The organism is Paenibacillus sp. J53TS2 (assembly GCF_018403305.1).
GTDB classification, from domain to species: Bacteria; Bacillota; Bacilli; order Paenibacillales; family Paenibacillaceae; genus Fontibacillus; species Fontibacillus rhizolycopersici.
Genome location: NZ_BOSK01000007.1, coordinates 108,416 through 123,759 on the forward strand (window position 1 = coordinate 108,416; position 15,344 = coordinate 123,759).

A 15,344-nucleotide genomic window follows, 5' to 3' on the forward strand; every position below is an offset into this window, starting at 1 on the left:
ATATATTAAAGCCTAATGCCTTAATATCAAGTGGATCATCCGCCCATCAACCCTTTACTGAACCTAACATGATACCTTGAATAAAGAATTTCTGCAGGAACGGATATACGCATACGATCGGTGCGATGGAGATCACCATGGCTGCGACCTGTAGAGAATAACTGGTGACGCCTGCCGATGCACTATTAGCCACGGCAATTGCGTCCATCGGTGCATTGCTTTTATTGATGACTTCCATCATTCGAAAAGCTAGTGTCCGTAAAGCCTCCGATTGAACGAAGTACGCGGAATCCAGCCAGGAATTCCATTGGCCTACACCCATAAATAGCGCCATAGTAGCGATCAGCGGCTTGGATACGGGGAGAATGATCCGATAGAAAATGACGAACTCGTTCGCTCCATCCATATGAGCCGATTCTTTGAGTTCTCCAGGAATCTCGCGAAAAAACGAGATGGCGATGAGTAGAAAAAAGGTGCTTAACATCGACGGAATAATATACACGCCAAACGAATTGAGCAGCCCGACCGAACGCAGCACTACGTAATACGGAATCAGACCGCCCGAGAAATACATGGCGAAGATGATGACCGTGAAATACATTTTATGGAGGAGAAGATCTCGGTGGGACAGACCGTAAGCAACAAGGCAAGTAAATAAAACGCCCAATGCGGTGCCTGATAACGTTCTCGCAATCGTTACTAGAAAAGCCTGATACCAATGCGGATCACTTAAGAATTGAGTATAGTTCTCCAGCGTAAAGGTTCGGGGCCATAGGTAAATCCCCCCCAGCAGTGAATCGGTTCCCTTGTTGAACGAGAGGATCAGAACATAATAGAACGGATAAAGCATGGACAACATGATGAGAAATAAGAGGATGGTGACGAAGGTATCCATAATCCGGTCCTTTTGTCTTTGGCTCAGAGTCAATGCCGACCTCTCCTTTCCTAGAATAGACTTGATCCGGACGTTCGTTTCGCGATGAAGTTACTGGAGAAGATTAGAACGACCGAAATGACGGATTGGATCAAATCAATAGCCGCCGCATAAGAGAACCGGCCATCCCTAAGCCCAACCTTAAACGCGTAGGTTTGCACGATTTCGGATGTTGGATTGTTAATACTGTTTCCAAACAGAAAGGCCTGCTCAAAATTGGAGCCCACCAATCCTCCGCCCAAAATACTACCTATCGTTAGGATGAGCACGACAACGATCGTTCCTTTCATACCCGGGAAGGTGATGTGCCGAATGCGCGCTAGCCTTCCAGCACCATCAATTTGTGCCGCCTCATACAAAGCCGGATTGATGCCCGCTATGGCAGCCAAGAAAATGATCGTCCACCAGCCCATCTCCTTCCATACGGCGCTAGTGACAGCCAATCCCCAGAAATAGTTCGGATTCGTAAGGATATCCAGCGGCTGGTCAATCATCCCTAGGGACAATAGCACCTTGTTGACCATTCCAATATCCGTAGAGAGCAGGGAAAAGGCGATGCCGACAACGACGACCCAGGAGATGAAGTGCGGCAGGTAGCTGACGGTTTGGACAACCCGCTTGAATCTAAGGTTCTTCGCTTCGTTTAACAAGATGGCCAAGAGGATCGGAGCCGGAAAGGCAAATATGACTTTCAAGAAGCTCAAGACCAGCGTGTTCCTCACAATGGTTCCGAACTGATAGTCATTCACGAACTCATCGAAATGTTGAAGACCAACCCATTCGCTTGTGAATATACCTTTGATGCCCGTGGATATGGAATAGTCCTTAAATGCCATAACAATGCCGAACATCGGTGTATAGGAGAAGATCAGCAAGAAGATCATGCCCAGTCCAACGAATAGATGCAGAACCTTCTGTTTTTTAAACCGCTTCCAAAATTGGGATCTCTTCTTCGTTATTCCGGTGGGTCCGGCCAACCGTGTATCTACATCCATATGTGTCCCTCCCTTGTATATAGGTTACGCTCTGGAAAAGGGTCGGCGTAAGCCCACATTCTTAAGAAAGCGTTGTCATTTCTTAATATTAAAAGAAGATACCCCTTTCCGTTTTCGAAAAGGAGTATCTCCAAGCTTTATTCCAATGTAAATGAGGCCAAGCTTGCGCTCCCCATTCCCTTATAAGTAAAGTACAACGCCTGCGTCCCGTCAGGGAAGGAGAGATCGGCGGCGTACTCGGTCCAGATATTCGTAAAGTGAACCGGGATCTTTCCGAGGACCGGACCGTCCCATGCCGTCTTGACTTCAAAGTCTCCTTGGCAGTATCCCCGCACCTTGAGTTTAACCTTCACGATGCTTTGACAATTGAAGTACTTGAACCCAGCCGTAGCGGAGTCCGTCATATTGGCGATATAACCGATTTCTTCATCCCCGTCTCTCCCGTCCTGGGTGATCTTCGGAAAACGGCTGTCCATCCATTCCCCGGCACCGAAACCGCCGGTATACAGAGCCTCATCTTTACAGAACAGATTGCAAGCCAGGTAAGCGGGATATTCCCCGCGTCCCACAAGCGGTCCTCCATTCGGACCACACGAAGTCATTTCCGCCTGTCGAATCGTGCCGTCTTCCCGAATAGTAATCGGCTCGATGCAGCCCTGTCGGCAAAATGCCGTACCATTCGTGTGACGGTGGTAAAAAACGTACCACTTTCCGCCAATTTGCTCGATACTGCCGTGGTTATTTCCGCCATAATAAATCGGCTTATCGGCCGGCTTATAGGAATCGATGTGCAGATCATTATTACTGACGACAACGCCTTGGTAAACGAAGTCCTTGGTCGGAGAATGACTTGTAGCATAACACAACTCATGCATCGCAATTGAAGAGTACACAAAGTAATAGGTATCTCCTTTTTTGCGGATCGAAGGCGCCTCAAAAAATTCATGTCCTTCATATCCAGTCCCCTTGCTGTAAGGCTCGCTCGGCGCCACAAATACCGGCTCTTCCACGATCGTCAGCATGTCCGGACCAAGCACTGTCGCCATGGCCCCATGTCTTGACTGATCTCCAACCGCACAGAAGCCGGTGTACAGATAGGTCCGCTCTCCTTCCGTCAACACGCCGGGGTCAAACTGGGGCTCATCGCCTTCTCGTTCCCCAAGCCTCTGGCCTTCGGCATATCTGACATACCCATAAAACTCATATTTGCCAGCAGGGGTATCACAGACGGCTACTGAAACGACGGATACCTTATCGAGAACATAATAGAGATAATATCTCCCATCAGGTCCGACGGTAACGTCCGGCGCATACAGACACATCCGTCCGTCTGGATTTAGCGGATCATCGGTTTTTCTGTAGATCACACCTTCATACCGCCAGTCGCTGAGGTTCTCTGCGGGGGCCGACCAGCATACATAATCGTTTAGGCAAAATACATGTCCATTAAATCGGTCATGCGATCCAAATACGTACACTCTGCCGCCGAAAACATGCGGCTCCCCGTCGGGGATGTATTCCCAAGACGGAAGGTAGGGGTTCAGTCCTTGTTTTTTCATGACTCCCATTCACTCCTTTGAGGTTTCATTTCTTCTTCCTTGACGACAACTTGGGAGCCATGGTAGGCAACGACGATTTGACCGGAGTTCCCGGCCATTTCCACAACGAATTGTCGGTGCTCCTGCATCCCTTCGTAACTCCCAATCCTCCCTCCTATCGTCAGCATGCGATCCGATTCATTCCAGGACATCTCGATCATCGAACAGGCTCCGTTCTCGTAATGATAGGCGTCTCCTTCATCTTCATAGAGCGTGAATCTGCCGTCTTTGCCGGGATATACTTTCAGACGAAGCATCGCTCCCGGCTGTTCCTCCGCATATTGCACGTCCGGACCAATGGGAACGATGGAACCGGCGCGAACAAAGAGGGGAAGCGTTTCTAAATCAGCTTTTGCTTCAATACTCTTACCGCCTTCAAACCGTTCGTCGGTCCAATAATCGTACCAATCATCACCGGGTAAGTAGACATTTCGTGACTTTCTGACTTTATGAAGCTCGCAGGAACCGGGTTCGTAATACATCGCCGAGGTTACGGGGGCAACAAGAAATGCAGGTCCGAACATAAACTGGTCATCGATATCATGCACACTTCGATCCTCCCGGTAGTCAAAGGCGAGTGCCCGAAACATCGTATAACCCCGATGCGCAATCGCCCCCGCAAGCGAATAAATATAGGGCAGCAGCCTGTATCGAAGCTTCAAATATTTGACCAATGCCTCGTAGAAGGGTTCACCTGGTTCGCCAAATTGCCAAATTTCCCTTGGCGTATCCGTCCCATGGGCGCGAAACATCGGTAGAAAAGCCCCCAATTGGAACCAACGGACATACAATTCACGATACCCCAGATCAGCGACTCCTTCGTTGTAGTCCCCGTTCCAGAACCAGAGATCCTCATGCTTATGAACGAAAAACGCCCCAATATCTAACGTCCAGTAGGGAGACCCCGTCGCGCAAAAGTTAAGACCATCCGCAATCTGTTTCCTAAGGGTTTCCCAATTGGCGGATGTATCTCCTGACCAAGTAATCGTACCGTAACGATGCTGGCCAGCATAGGCGGAGCGCGTTAAGTTCACTACTCTTTTCCTATCCGTTACGGAGCGCTGTCCTTCATAAATACCTTTGGAGTGCAGCAACGAGTACGCATTAATATATTCGGGATCGAGATACCGCTTGGCTTCAGCGGTATTCATCCGCATCCGCTGCTCGGGCTCCGGCTTGACCGCACCTTTCCAATCCGCTTCGAACGGCTCGGTGCAGTCGCACCACCAGGCGTCTATCCCATGGGAGAACAGTCCGGTATGAGCTTGCTTCCAATACAATCGACGAGCTTCATCCGTAAAGGCGTCATACGTGGCTTGGTTACCTAACAGGTAACCCTGCTCACTCATCTCCCGATGATTGTCGCCGCCCTCTTTCATAATCGGCCAAATCGATACCATCAGCTTGGCATTCCGCGCATGCAACTGGGTCATCATTTCCGAAGGGTCCGGAAATCGCTTGGGGTCCAGCGTCTTTTGCCCCCATAACTCTCCCGTCCAAGATTGCCAATCCAATACGATGCCATCGACAGGCAGCCCCCTGTCCCGGTATTCCTGTACGGTATTAATCAACTCCTCTTGAGAAATGTAGCGCTCCTTCGATTGGATATAGCCATACGCCCACTTGGGCAGCATCGGCGCTTCGCCCGTCAACTTGCGGATCCCTGCGACAATATGATCGAATTCCGGACCGTAAATAAAATAAAAATCCATCTCATCGTCGACCTCGGTCCAAATGTAGGATCCGAAGGCATCGTCATGAAAGCTCATCATAGAATAGCTGTCCACTAAAATTCCGTAACCTTTTGTAGATATAAGGACTGGAACAACCGCTTTCATATTTTGCTGATATAAATATTGATGTTTGCCCCGAAGATTCATCATTCCCTCTTCATGGGAACCAAGCCCGTACAACGCCTCATCGGTCTGCCATTCGAACTCTAGCTTCGTATGATAGGCCTGCCTGTTGAATTTGCGGTTCATTCCTTCGGCCCGGGCACGGAACCCGTCCGCCCCGCGATCCGTTTCAATTTCTTCAGATAAAGCGTCGAATACCGTACGGTAGACGTCGGTGCGTTCAAGCGTTTTACCGCCTCGAGTTGGTTCCTTCGTCAACAGACCGCCGCTTGCATCCCAATAGCTGAAGGCGCAAGTCGATTTGTCCACTCGAACCGTGAGCTGCTCAGTGGAGATATCCAGATAACTTGATAGGTCCGTAATTTCAAAAGACACATCCCCTCTCCCCGGGCGCTCCACAACCATGAGGCTCTGTCTCCCGTTGAACTCTGCTTCCAACGTATAAAGGATTCTGACAATCCCCGGTGCGCAAAATTCGATCTGCATGATTCCATTCGTCGTGTTCAACCTAACGCCGTTTGTTTCCTCTTGCCATTGAGTCAACTTCAGAACCATCGCTACCTTTCCTCGTGGATTTGATCTAATATAATGATATTATTGATTTTATCGAATCATCTATCAGATAATCCGGCAGTAATATCACGATATTACGATTTCCAGGAGGGTATCATGTACGAACATCGTTACCGGGAAAACAAACTACACGGAGTCCCCGAGTTTCCGCTGAACATTTACAAGGTAAAGCATCCTGCTGGAGTTCCTTCCATTCTCCCCATCCATTGGCATAATGAGATGGAAATCATCTATTTGGCCCAAGGATCGGCATTATTTCGCATCGAAAACCGAGAGTTATCTCTTTGTGAGGGGGAGGCGCTCGTCGTTCATCCGGGCCTGCTTCATTCGGGAACAAACGATCATGATGCAGACGTATGCTATTACTCCATCGTGTTCAAGTTGTCCTGGCTCTCCTCGTACCAAAACGATCGAATCCAGGAGTTATTTCTCGGACCGATCCTTCAAGGGACAGACAGGCTCCCCACCTTGTTGTCCGCTTCCAAGGGGACGCCTGCCAAGCTGCTGGAATCTATTCGGCAGCTCCTCAGCCGCTTTGAGGAACGGTTGCCTGCATACGAATTGAGCCTGAAAGGCCTTCTCCTGTTATTCATTGCTGATATTTGCCAGTACGGATTGATGGAAAAAAGCATTTCCCCCGGCGTTCGCCATAGACGTGAAGATAATCAGCAAATCAAGAAAGTATTAACTTATATGGAGGAGCACTCCCACGAAAAACTCGAGTTAGAACAACTGGCTGCCGTCGTATCGCTGAGCCGTTCCCACTTTTGCACTTTTTTCAAGACGCAAACAGGGATGCGACCGATGGAATATGTCAATTTTATCCGGATCAATAAGGCCGCGGGATTGCTGCGCTCGGGGGCGTACAACGTGCTGGAGGCCGCACTGGAGTCAGGATTCGAGCATGCCAGTTATTTCTCTAAATGGTTCAGATTTTATATGAATATGACGCCTTCAGAATACAAGGCTTACCATGCTTCCGGGCTCTAAAATGGCGGCTTAAGTGTATGCAGTCCCCCCTGACATGCTCAAAAAAAATAAAGCTCCAATCTTATTCAGATCAGAGCTCAACATAGGTTTACCCCCACTATTCCCAAAACGACGCCCCGCCGTCCTTCAGCCGGGCGAGGCCTTCCGCAAAGAAGTAATCGCCGTAAATCAGCGGGACGTCGATGTTCGTTCCCTGCGGGTAATTGCTCGTACCGTGCAGGATCAGGCCTTCCTCCGACGGGTCGTCCCAGGCGCCGTAGTTGTCGTACAGCGATTTGAGGATGCGTTCGCCCCCCTCGCGGTACTTCGCTGCAGCCGCATTTGCACCTTCCCTGCCAAGCTTCTCTGCCAGCAGCAACAGACCGCTGGCCGCGCAGGAACCGGCGGACGAGTCCCGCAGATCGCGTATCTCTAACGGCGCACGAAAATCCCAGGCCGGCACCTGATCGTCCGGCAACTGGCTAAGGAAGAAGTCAGCCGCCCGTTGCGCGGCGGACAGGTATTCCGGCTTCCCCGTATGGTGGAAGCCCAGCGTCAAGCCGTAAATCGCCCAAGCGGCACCGCGCGACCACGCCGACTCCGGCGCATATCCTTGCCCGCCTTGCGGCCCCACCACCTCGCCTGTGGCCGGATCAAAGACCACGATGTGATAAACCGAACCGTCTTCGCGGATAAACTGCTCAAGCACCGTATCCAAATGCGCTTCGGCCACATGGGCGAAGCGGGGGTCACCGCTTTCTCGGGACGCCCAGAATAACAGCGGCATGTTCATGCAGCAGTCAATGATTGCCCACCCTTCATTCCGCTCGCCTTCCTTCCACGGGTTCCAGGCCCGAATGTAACGCCCCTTCAGATTAAAGCGCGCCGCCAAATAGTTTGCGGCCTTCAGCGCCCGAATCCGCGAAACGTCGCTCCCCGTCAGCTTATAAGAAGCGATGCTGGTCAGCGTCCACATAAACCCCAGATCGTGGTCCAGCCTTACATAACCGTCCAGCACCACATCCAGCTTGGCCTCGCATTCTTGCGCCAACGCCTTCAATTCCTCTCTTCCGCTTCCCTCATACAAGACCCACAGCAGTCCCGGCCAAAATCCCGCGGTCCACCAAGCCGGCTCGGCCAAATCATAAACCCCGCCCTGACTTGCGTGTGGAAACCCGGAACCGATTCTTGCCGTATTCCGCAGCGTTTTGTCCAACGTCTTCGACCAAGCTTCTTCTACCCATGCTCTCCCGTTCCCCATAAGACTTCAGTTCCTCCTCCATTCCCACTTCCTACAACGTGACAAAATTAAAAAGAAAATCGATACCAAGATCCGCTTCCGTGCGCCGCACCCGAAAATCCAGTGCGTACCAGACCGTATCCTTCCCGTAATGATCGCGGTACGTCCGTTCCTCAACCTCGGCCTCCAGCCGCTTCGGATCATAATGCAGCTCCAGCATCAGCTCAGCGCGGGCGAAGCGCAGCGCTCCCGCCTCGGTGACCTCCGGCCGAACCGGGGACACGAACCGTTCCGTCAGACGCTCCGGTGCTTCCGCAAACCGGAATTCATCCCGGAGCGACAGGCTGGGCAGGTCTGTTTTATTCCAAACCCACCTTCTATCGAACGCCCGCAGATTTCCGTCCTCGTAAGCCCCGGACAATTCCAACTCCAAACGGCATACTTCCTCTGAAGTCTCGCATCGAACCACAGTAGCGGATCTCTCCGTTCCCTCTTGCTGATAACGCCCGTCGATGATCGGGACGGAATGCCCTTGCGAGCCGTTACAATCATACTCATACCTAGCCTCGCCAAAATAATCCCGCGTATATTCCCCGCACCCGAGATCGGACAAGAAAAACGCGCCCCTGCCCGCCAGCATGAAATGGCCCAGATCGTTATGGTTATGCGATTCGCCGTTATGCCCGCCCTTCGCGGCAAAACCAAACGTCCCTCCCGCGGCAGTAAACCGCGAGATGACCCAGCCGGCATCCCTGAACACAAAGTCGCCGTCCTTCCACTCCGCTGCCCCTTCAACGGCGCGGTCCCGCCAGATCAGGTTGCGCAGCGCCGGAGCCCACCGGCTGCAATGATCCTCGCGGTAATCCGCATGAAGCGAGGCGGGCGGAGCTTCCACCTCCGCATACCGCGCCGCGAGGTAATGCGACAGCCCGGGATGGACGCTGCCGTACGGCTGCGTGTCGGAGAAATTGGCGACCAGGCGGCCGCCCATAAAGCTTTTTTGCTGGAAACCGGCAATTCGCCGAACCTTATCCTCGCGGAACCAGTCCCGCTGGCCCCCGGTTCGCTTCAGCAGCAAATCCGCGTAATAAGCAAAATAACCAAAACCATAATTCCAGTATCCCAGCCCTTCCGGACAAGCCCCGTCCTCACCGAAGCCCTGCAAATAGAAGGACATACTGCGCTCGGTCTTCTCCAGAATTCGAGCCAGACGGGCGTGATCCCGCTTCTCTTCCATCAACAGTAGCGCTGCCGAACCTATCGAACCGGCGCAAACGGCCGACCAGTTGTTCGTCAGCTCCTCCCAATGAAAAGGCCCCTTCTCGAGAAAAGGACGGAACAACCGCTCATCCACCAGTTCGGCAATCCGCACGCGCAGCAGCTCCGGCAACCTGCCGCCCAGCAGCAGGGACAACTCAGCCAGCGCAAAACCGGTCTCCGCCGAGAACAGGTCAATCGTCTCCGAGACCGGGCGGTTTGCATCCACATGCGCGGGAAGACACCAGGTGAACTCGCTGCTGATCGCCCAGATCGCATCCCACAGCGCGGCCTCGTACGTCTCCGACTCCGGTTCGAGCAGTGACAGAAAGGCAAAGGTGTTCAGACGCCGCCTCTTCTCGAAATAAACCCGCTCATACTCCAGCCGTGACCCCTGCACGGCAAACAAGGAAAACAGCGAATAAGTCAGCTCTTCCGACGGGCTGCATAACAGCCTCTCCCCCTCGGTCCGGATCACATTGACCTCGGTCTGGGCGTCCGGATCCACGCGCAGCGACTTCCAGAATGCAGTCCCGCCTTCACCCTCCGGATAATAATCGTCTGCCCTTAAGGGGGGCAGACCCTCAGCCAGCTTCTCCCATTCTTCGTGTTCTGCCATCGACTCTCCTCCTTCCGCCACAGTTTGAAGACGGCGCGGATTACCCCAGCTCGATCCGTACCTCATTCCCTTGGCAGTTCTTCAAGACGATGTCCCGCTCCCGAATCACGAGGTTCAACGATTCAAGCGATACCGGCTGCCAGGAAACGCCCGGTGTCGGATCCCCGTAAATGGCCGACGCAAGCACATGAACTCCCGGCTTCAAGGAAGCGTGGAGCGTCGGAAGAATGGTGCGTGGATGCAGGATATTCGAGTTGGCGTTCGGGCGGATGAGTTCAGCCGTCTCGTAGCCAAGCAGGCTCTGCACGCCGCTTGCTCCATAAGGACTTGCCGCCCCCGCCGCCGTCCGGTCTGCTTCCGTCCACTCCGTCAGCTCCGTTTCCACCCCTAACGCGAATCCGCCTTCCGCAGCGTCGAGCGGACGCCCGTTCACAATCCGGTGAATCCGTACATGCCAGGGGAGTCCTGCCACGATCCAGGTGCGCACCTCCACGTCGGACCAAGGCTTCCATAATGCGTACAGCACGTTATCCTGAATCGACATATCCAGGTTACGGCGTCTGACCCGATACAGATTCTCCCCGCGTTCGCTAAGCGCAAGCATGGAGTCGAACGCGCCTTGGGCCAGGCCCCATTCCGCACGCGGAACGCTAAACCCGAACCCGGTCGAATAGACGAACTTCTCGTATTTGGCCGAAGTATGGGTATGCTCGTTCGTACCGCGATGGCCGCTGTTGAAGGCCGCAACGTGACCGGACTGGTTATTGCGGGCCAGCACAAGATGCGCCGGACGCTGCACCGACAACGCCGGAAGCTCCGGCAGCGGCAGCTCTTCCGCCGTCCAGAACGGATGATCCTCCGGCAACGCCAGGGGCAGGAACGCCTTAAGCGCCCAATACGGCGAGCCAGGCGAATTGTAGTTCTCCGCCATCACCAGATTCGGATAGGCGTAACCTACCGTAAGGAGCCCGTCAGAGCTCCGAATCGGTTGATTTAGCCACCAACGTAAGTTGCGCAATACAAGCCCCTTCAGCACGCCGGCCGGGAACCCTTCCACGCCAGCGTAGGCAAGCGCGCTCCAGAAGGCGGATTGAGCGAAACGATATGCGAGGCTTCGCCCGTACGGCAACGCAGCGCCATCCGGCGCGAACCAAGCCAGAAAATCGCATGCGAACGCTGCGGCGCGTTCCTTGAACAATTGAGATCGTAGAGGATCTTCCTCTTCCATCAAGCGTGCATAGAGCAGCCCATAATAGTGGAACGCAAAGGGGACGTAATAGTCGCTGTGTCCCCCGATCCCGTCGCTGTACCAACCGTCCTCCAGATAAAATGCATCCAGTCGGTCCAAATTCCGCTCCAGCTGCACCGCATCGTAGGGCAAGCCGGCCTTGCGGAAACCTATATTCACCAGGACGTTAAAGAACAGCCAATTGCAGTCGTAACAAGGATGCTGATTCATTTGATTCAACCAGCGGTGCAGCCGGTCACGTTCCGCCGGGCGTAGCGGTTCCCAGATATGCTCCGGGATCAGCGCCAGCGCGTACCCAAAGACCGCCATCTCCACCAGCCGCTGATCATAATCGCCGACTTCGCCCCAATATTCTTCATGCTCCGGATTTGTACCTGAGCGAATGCCGTCCAGGACGATCTCCCAAAGCTCACTGGAACCTCCGCCAGCCAGCAGAGGAACCAAGCCCCACAGTACACGGGAGAACCCTTCCATCTCCGCCACCGTCGCCGGGTAAGACACGCCGGTTCGGCCAAGCGCCAACCGAGCGCCGCCTTGGCTATAGAACGGCCGAAGGGGGCTCACCAGTTGCTCCAAAGCTTTTACCATATCGCTTCGTGTTTGGAGCGGATGATCGAAAGTCACGTTCATTTCGTCAACTCCTTTTTACCCGTGATGATTACCCCTTGATGCCGGACGAGGCTACGCCCTGCACGAAGTACTTCTGCAGCGCTAAGAACACAATCAGCACCGGGATGATCGATACGACGCTGGCCGCCATGATCAAGCCGTATTCGGCGGAATATTGCGTGATGAACATCCGTAGGCCGATTTGGATCGTCTTTAACTCCGTTTTGGTCAAGTAAATCATCGGACCGAGAAAGTCGTTCCAGGTATTCACGAACGTGAAAATCGTAAGTGTCGACAACGCCGGTTTGGAGAGCGGGAGCATGATTTTTCCCCAGATTCCATATTCGCTGAGTCCATCAATCCGTGCCGCTTCGCACAGCTCATCGGGAATACTCTGGTAGAACTGACGCATCAAGAAGACGCCAAACGCCGAGAAGGCTTGCAGAAAAATGATCGCGAGATGGGTGTTGTTCAGCCCCATAGAACGCATCATGATAAACTGCGGAACCATATAAGCCTGCCACGGAATGGCGATCGTTGCGATATAACCGAGAAACAGCAGGTTTCTCCCCTTGAACCGCAGCTTCGAGAAAGCATATGCGGCAAAACTGGAAGTCAGCAGCTGAAGTACCGTGACAATAACGGACAACTTCGCCGTGTTGTATATAAATCGGCCGAGCGGAATCCGCGTCCAAATCTCCGCATAATTGAGCCAGCGGGGAGCGTCCGGGATCCAATGCATCGGAAACGAAAAGACGTCCTTGTTCAGTTTAAGCGAGGACGACAGCATCCACGCGTAAGGAACGAGCATACACAGAATGACCACCGCGAGGATCAGGTACGCAAAAATTTTAGCGACGGTTTTGGCTTGTTTGTTGGCTCTTGTCATTTTTGCATCCTCCTATTGTCCGTACTTCTTCTCGCCCTGGAACTGGATCAAGGTAATGCCCAAAACAAGCAAGAACAGCACAATCGCCATGGCGCTGGCGTACCCGTAATCCAGAGAGCGGAACGCGGTGTTGTAGATTTGATAGACAAGTACCCGGGTCGAGTTGTTCAACTGATTGTCGGCACCGGCGAACAGGTTGATAAAGATGTCGTATACCTTAAACGAGTTGATGACCAGAATCATCAGTACGAAGAACGTTGTTGGCGCCAGCTGCGGGATCGTCACGTTGCGGAATCTCTTCCATGGACCGGCTCCGTCCAGCTCGGCGGCTTCATAAAGCTCGGGATTTACTCCCTGCAGCCCCGCCAAATAAATCACCATGTAATACCCCATATTTTTCCACACTGTAAAAAGAACTACCGTAAACATGGCCCAATCCTTATCCGCGGCCCAGCGGGGTAAATCCTCGATCGGAACCCCGGTGATCGCGTGCAGGATATTGTTGACCGGCCCCATCGTCGGACTGAACACGAAATTCCATACAGCCGCTACCGCCACCAGCGAGGCGACGTAGGGGAAGAAGAACACGGTCCGCATAAAGTTGCGCCCGCGCAGCTTCTGATTCAGCAGGATCGCTAGTCCGAGCGCGCATACCATCGTGACCGGCACGACGCCGGCGGTATAAATAATCGTATTCCAAAACGCTTTGTGGAAGGTGCTGTCCTGAAGAAGCCGGGCGAAATTGTGCAGCCCCACGAACTCCATCGGATTGGCGCCATCCCATTTTACGAAAGCGAGAACAAATGCATAAATCATCGGTACCAGCGTAAATACGGCAAAGCCGATAAAATTGGGGGCAATGAAGCTGTACGCCACCAAATGATCCTTCACGTTTTTGGACATCGCGTTTCTTTTTACCATTTCGTTACCTAACACGGGTTCATTCTGCATGATTTCTCCTCCAAACCTGCTTGCTTGTGCTAGAGAATTCGGAAAAAAGAGGCGGGCTCTCAAGCCCGCCCCCGGCAGCACTGAAACTTCATACGAGTTGATCGAATTAGTTGCCTAGCGCCTCTTGTACCCGTTTCTCCATATCCGCTATACCTTCGTCAATGGTGGCATTCTTCGTCATAATGTTATCGTGCGCTTCGTTCAGGATGACTTCGATGTCTGCGCTCTTCTCATGTAGCGGCATTTCCAGGTAGGTTCTATCTGTCGTCAGAGCCGCTTTGCTGTTCTCGTCCGAAGGGAAGCCATCAATGGAAGCGATGGAGTTAACAACCTCATCGTTTTTGATCGCCGGAATCGTCCCCGTGGATGCGATCACGGATGCGCCTTCTTCTCCGGTGACAAATTTCAGGAAGTCCAGAGCGGCTTCTTTGTTGGCGGACTTTTGGTTCACCGCCAGCGAGGTAATCGTCCCCAGCGTCGTACCGGCTTTCACGCCGTCCGGATGCGGGTATTTCACGATCCCCCAATTCGTAGCCTGGGACTCGCCGCTTTTCACTTTGTCGATTTGCGTGGCGATAAACCAGCTGCCCATGTTCATCATGGCGACGGAGTTATTGTAGAATACGCCGGAGTAGTGCGTGCTGGAGGTCTTCAGCGTTGCGTAATCCATCACAATCCCGTCGTCTTGCTCTTTCAAGATCCGTTCGTAAACCGGTTTCAAGAACGCGTATTTCCCGTCAACGATGGTGTTCTTCCCATCCAGGATGCCAAACAGTTGTACCGCGCTGCGCCAGGTGTGGTAGTGAGCGCCGTATACTTTCTCCGAGCCGCTGCCGGACGTCATTTTTCTGGCCAACTCATCATATTGATCCAGCGTCATATCGTTTGTAGGATAAGGAACGCCGGCTTTATCAAACAAATCCTTGTTATAGTAGACAATCCAGAAGTCACTGCGGAAAGGCAGCGCGTACACGTCACCGTTCACTTGAATTTGCTCCACGGTTCCGCCGTATAGGGATGTATCGATGCCATTGGAGTCAATGTAACTCTTCAACGGTTCCAGATGGTTCTGCTTCACCAGGTTGGCATAGCCCGGAATATCCTTGATGGTCAAAATATCCAGGTCCGCGCCGCCGGAGAGCTGCGTACTGAGCATCGTCATATAGTCGGTAGAGCCCAGGTCGACATATTCGATCGTTACGTTCGGATGATCTTTCTTATAAGCGTCGATCAATGGCTGATAATAAGCCGTTGCCTCCCAGTCCCATAATGCCCATTTCAGCGTGACGGGTTCGTCGCTTTTCTCATTGGAAACGCTTGCAGAATTGTTCGTTTGAGGCTCTGCTGCAGGCGTTTTGCCCGAGTTTCCGTTATTTCCGGAACATCCTGCGAGCAGACCTACGAGGAGAACTGCTGCCAAGGTAAAGCCGAATACTTTCTTTCGTCTCATGTTCAAACCCCTTTTCCTCCTGTATTGAACTTCCGGATCGGCATCGCCAAATCCTTAGGTTCATGGTAACGAAATCTCAAATGAAAGGGCATACATTTTTACGTTCTTTTCCTACACTTTTCTATTCGCTTCTTCAATAAACGGGCGGAAAGCTG

General features: G+C 52.8%; 11 protein-coding genes. 1 reads left to right on the forward strand and 10 read right to left on the reverse strand.

Translation table 11 applies throughout. The annotated features are described in order from the left end of the window. Positions 1–46: 46 nt before the first annotated feature. From KJS42_RS16245 to KJS42_RS16260, 4 genes are all read right to left on the reverse strand, one after another. The gene (locus KJS42_RS16245) at positions 47–928 is read right to left on the reverse strand and encodes a carbohydrate ABC transporter permease (RefSeq protein ID WP_213623462.1); all 882 of its coding nucleotides are present in this window, start codon (positions 926–928) and stop codon (positions 47–49) included. 17 nt (positions 929–945) lie between these two features. Beyond that, complete coding sequence (locus KJS42_RS16250; RefSeq protein ID WP_213623463.1) at positions 946–1,929, reverse strand: ABC transporter permease; 984 nt, start codon at positions 1,927–1,929, stop codon at positions 946–948. A gap of 137 nt (positions 1,930–2,066) precedes the next feature. Then, positions 2,067–3,488 carry a family 43 glycosylhydrolase gene (locus KJS42_RS16255; protein ID WP_213623464.1) on the reverse strand — a complete coding sequence of 474 codons (1,422 nt, stop codon included), beginning with the start codon at positions 3,486–3,488 and terminating at the stop codon, positions 2,067–2,069. Next, entirely contained in the window at positions 3,485–5,938 is a 2,454-nt protein-coding gene (locus KJS42_RS16260; protein ID WP_213623465.1) for a glycoside hydrolase family 31 protein, read from the reverse strand. The genes KJS42_RS16255 and KJS42_RS16260 overlap by 4 nt, the downstream gene beginning before the upstream one ends. Before the next feature lie 114 nt (positions 5,939–6,052). Here KJS42_RS16260 and KJS42_RS16265 point away from each other — a divergent pair, with 114 nt between their 5' ends. Further along, complete coding sequence (locus KJS42_RS16265) at positions 6,053–6,946, forward strand: helix-turn-helix transcriptional regulator (protein ID WP_213623466.1); 894 nt, start codon at positions 6,053–6,055, stop codon at positions 6,944–6,946. 97 nt (positions 6,947–7,043) lie between these two features. Here the strand turns inward: KJS42_RS16265 and KJS42_RS16270 are convergent, their stop codons facing one another. The 6 genes from KJS42_RS16270 to KJS42_RS16295 form a co-directional block, all read right to left on the reverse strand. After that, positions 7,044–8,186 carry a glycoside hydrolase family 88 protein gene (locus KJS42_RS16270; protein WP_213623467.1) on the reverse strand — a complete coding sequence of 381 codons (1,143 nt, stop codon included), beginning with the start codon at positions 8,184–8,186 and terminating at the stop codon, positions 7,044–7,046. Positions 8,187–8,217: 31 nt separating this feature from the next. Beyond that, the gene (locus KJS42_RS16275) at positions 8,218–10,041 is read right to left on the reverse strand and encodes a heparinase II/III family protein (protein ID WP_213623468.1); all 1,824 of its coding nucleotides are present in this window, start codon (positions 10,039–10,041) and stop codon (positions 8,218–8,220) included. Between the two features lie 40 nt (positions 10,042–10,081). Beyond that, positions 10,082–11,920 (reverse strand): DUF2264 domain-containing protein, encoded by a 1,839-nt coding sequence (locus KJS42_RS16280; protein ID WP_213623469.1) that lies wholly within the window; start codon positions 11,918–11,920, stop codon positions 10,082–10,084. Between the two features lie 28 nt (positions 11,921–11,948). Continuing rightward, entirely contained in the window at positions 11,949–12,788 is an 840-nt protein-coding gene (locus KJS42_RS16285; protein ID WP_155606450.1) for a carbohydrate ABC transporter permease, read from the reverse strand. Positions 12,789–12,800: 12 nt separating this feature from the next. Next, positions 12,801–13,739, reverse strand: a complete 939-nt coding sequence (locus KJS42_RS16290; protein ID WP_193415545.1) for a carbohydrate ABC transporter permease — start codon at positions 13,737–13,739, stop codon at positions 12,801–12,803. A gap of 106 nt (positions 13,740–13,845) precedes the next feature. Further along, positions 13,846–15,189, reverse strand: a complete 1,344-nt coding sequence (locus tag KJS42_RS16295; protein WP_193415836.1) for an ABC transporter substrate-binding protein — start codon at positions 15,187–15,189, stop codon at positions 13,846–13,848. Positions 15,190–15,344: the final 155 nt, after the last annotated feature.

Excerpts from the sequence above, each read along its gene's own strand:
- KJS42_RS16250 (WP_213623463.1), bottom strand. The coding sequence starts at position 1,929 with ATGGATGTAGATACACGGTTGGCCGGACCCACCGGAATAACGAAGAAG.
- KJS42_RS16255 (WP_213623464.1), bottom strand. The coding sequence starts at position 3,488 with ATGAAAAAACAAGGACTGAACCCCTACCTTCCGTCTTGGGAATACATC.
- KJS42_RS16260 (WP_213623465.1), bottom strand. The coding sequence starts at position 5,938 with ATGGTTCTGAAGTTGACTCAATGGCAAGAGGAAACAAACGGCGTTAGG.
- KJS42_RS16265 (WP_213623466.1), top strand. The coding sequence starts at position 6,053 with ATGTACGAACATCGTTACCGGGAAAACAAACTACACGGAGTCCCCGAG.
- KJS42_RS16270 (WP_213623467.1), bottom strand. The coding sequence starts at position 8,186 with ATGGGGAACGGGAGAGCATGGGTAGAAGAAGCTTGGTCGAAGACGTTG.
- KJS42_RS16275 (WP_213623468.1), bottom strand. The coding sequence starts at position 10,041 with ATGGCAGAACACGAAGAATGGGAGAAGCTGGCTGAGGGTCTGCCCCCC.
- KJS42_RS16280 (WP_213623469.1), bottom strand. The coding sequence starts at position 11,920 with ATGAACGTGACTTTCGATCATCCGCTCCAAACACGAAGCGATATGGTA.
- KJS42_RS16285 (WP_155606450.1), bottom strand. The coding sequence starts at position 12,788 with ATGACAAGAGCCAACAAACAAGCCAAAACCGTCGCTAAAATTTTTGCG.
- KJS42_RS16290 (WP_193415545.1), bottom strand. The coding sequence starts at position 13,739 with ATGCAGAATGAACCCGTGTTAGGTAACGAAATGGTAAAAAGAAACGCG.
- KJS42_RS16295 (WP_193415836.1), bottom strand. The coding sequence starts at position 15,189 with ATGAGACGAAAGAAAGTATTCGGCTTTACCTTGGCAGCAGTTCTCCTC.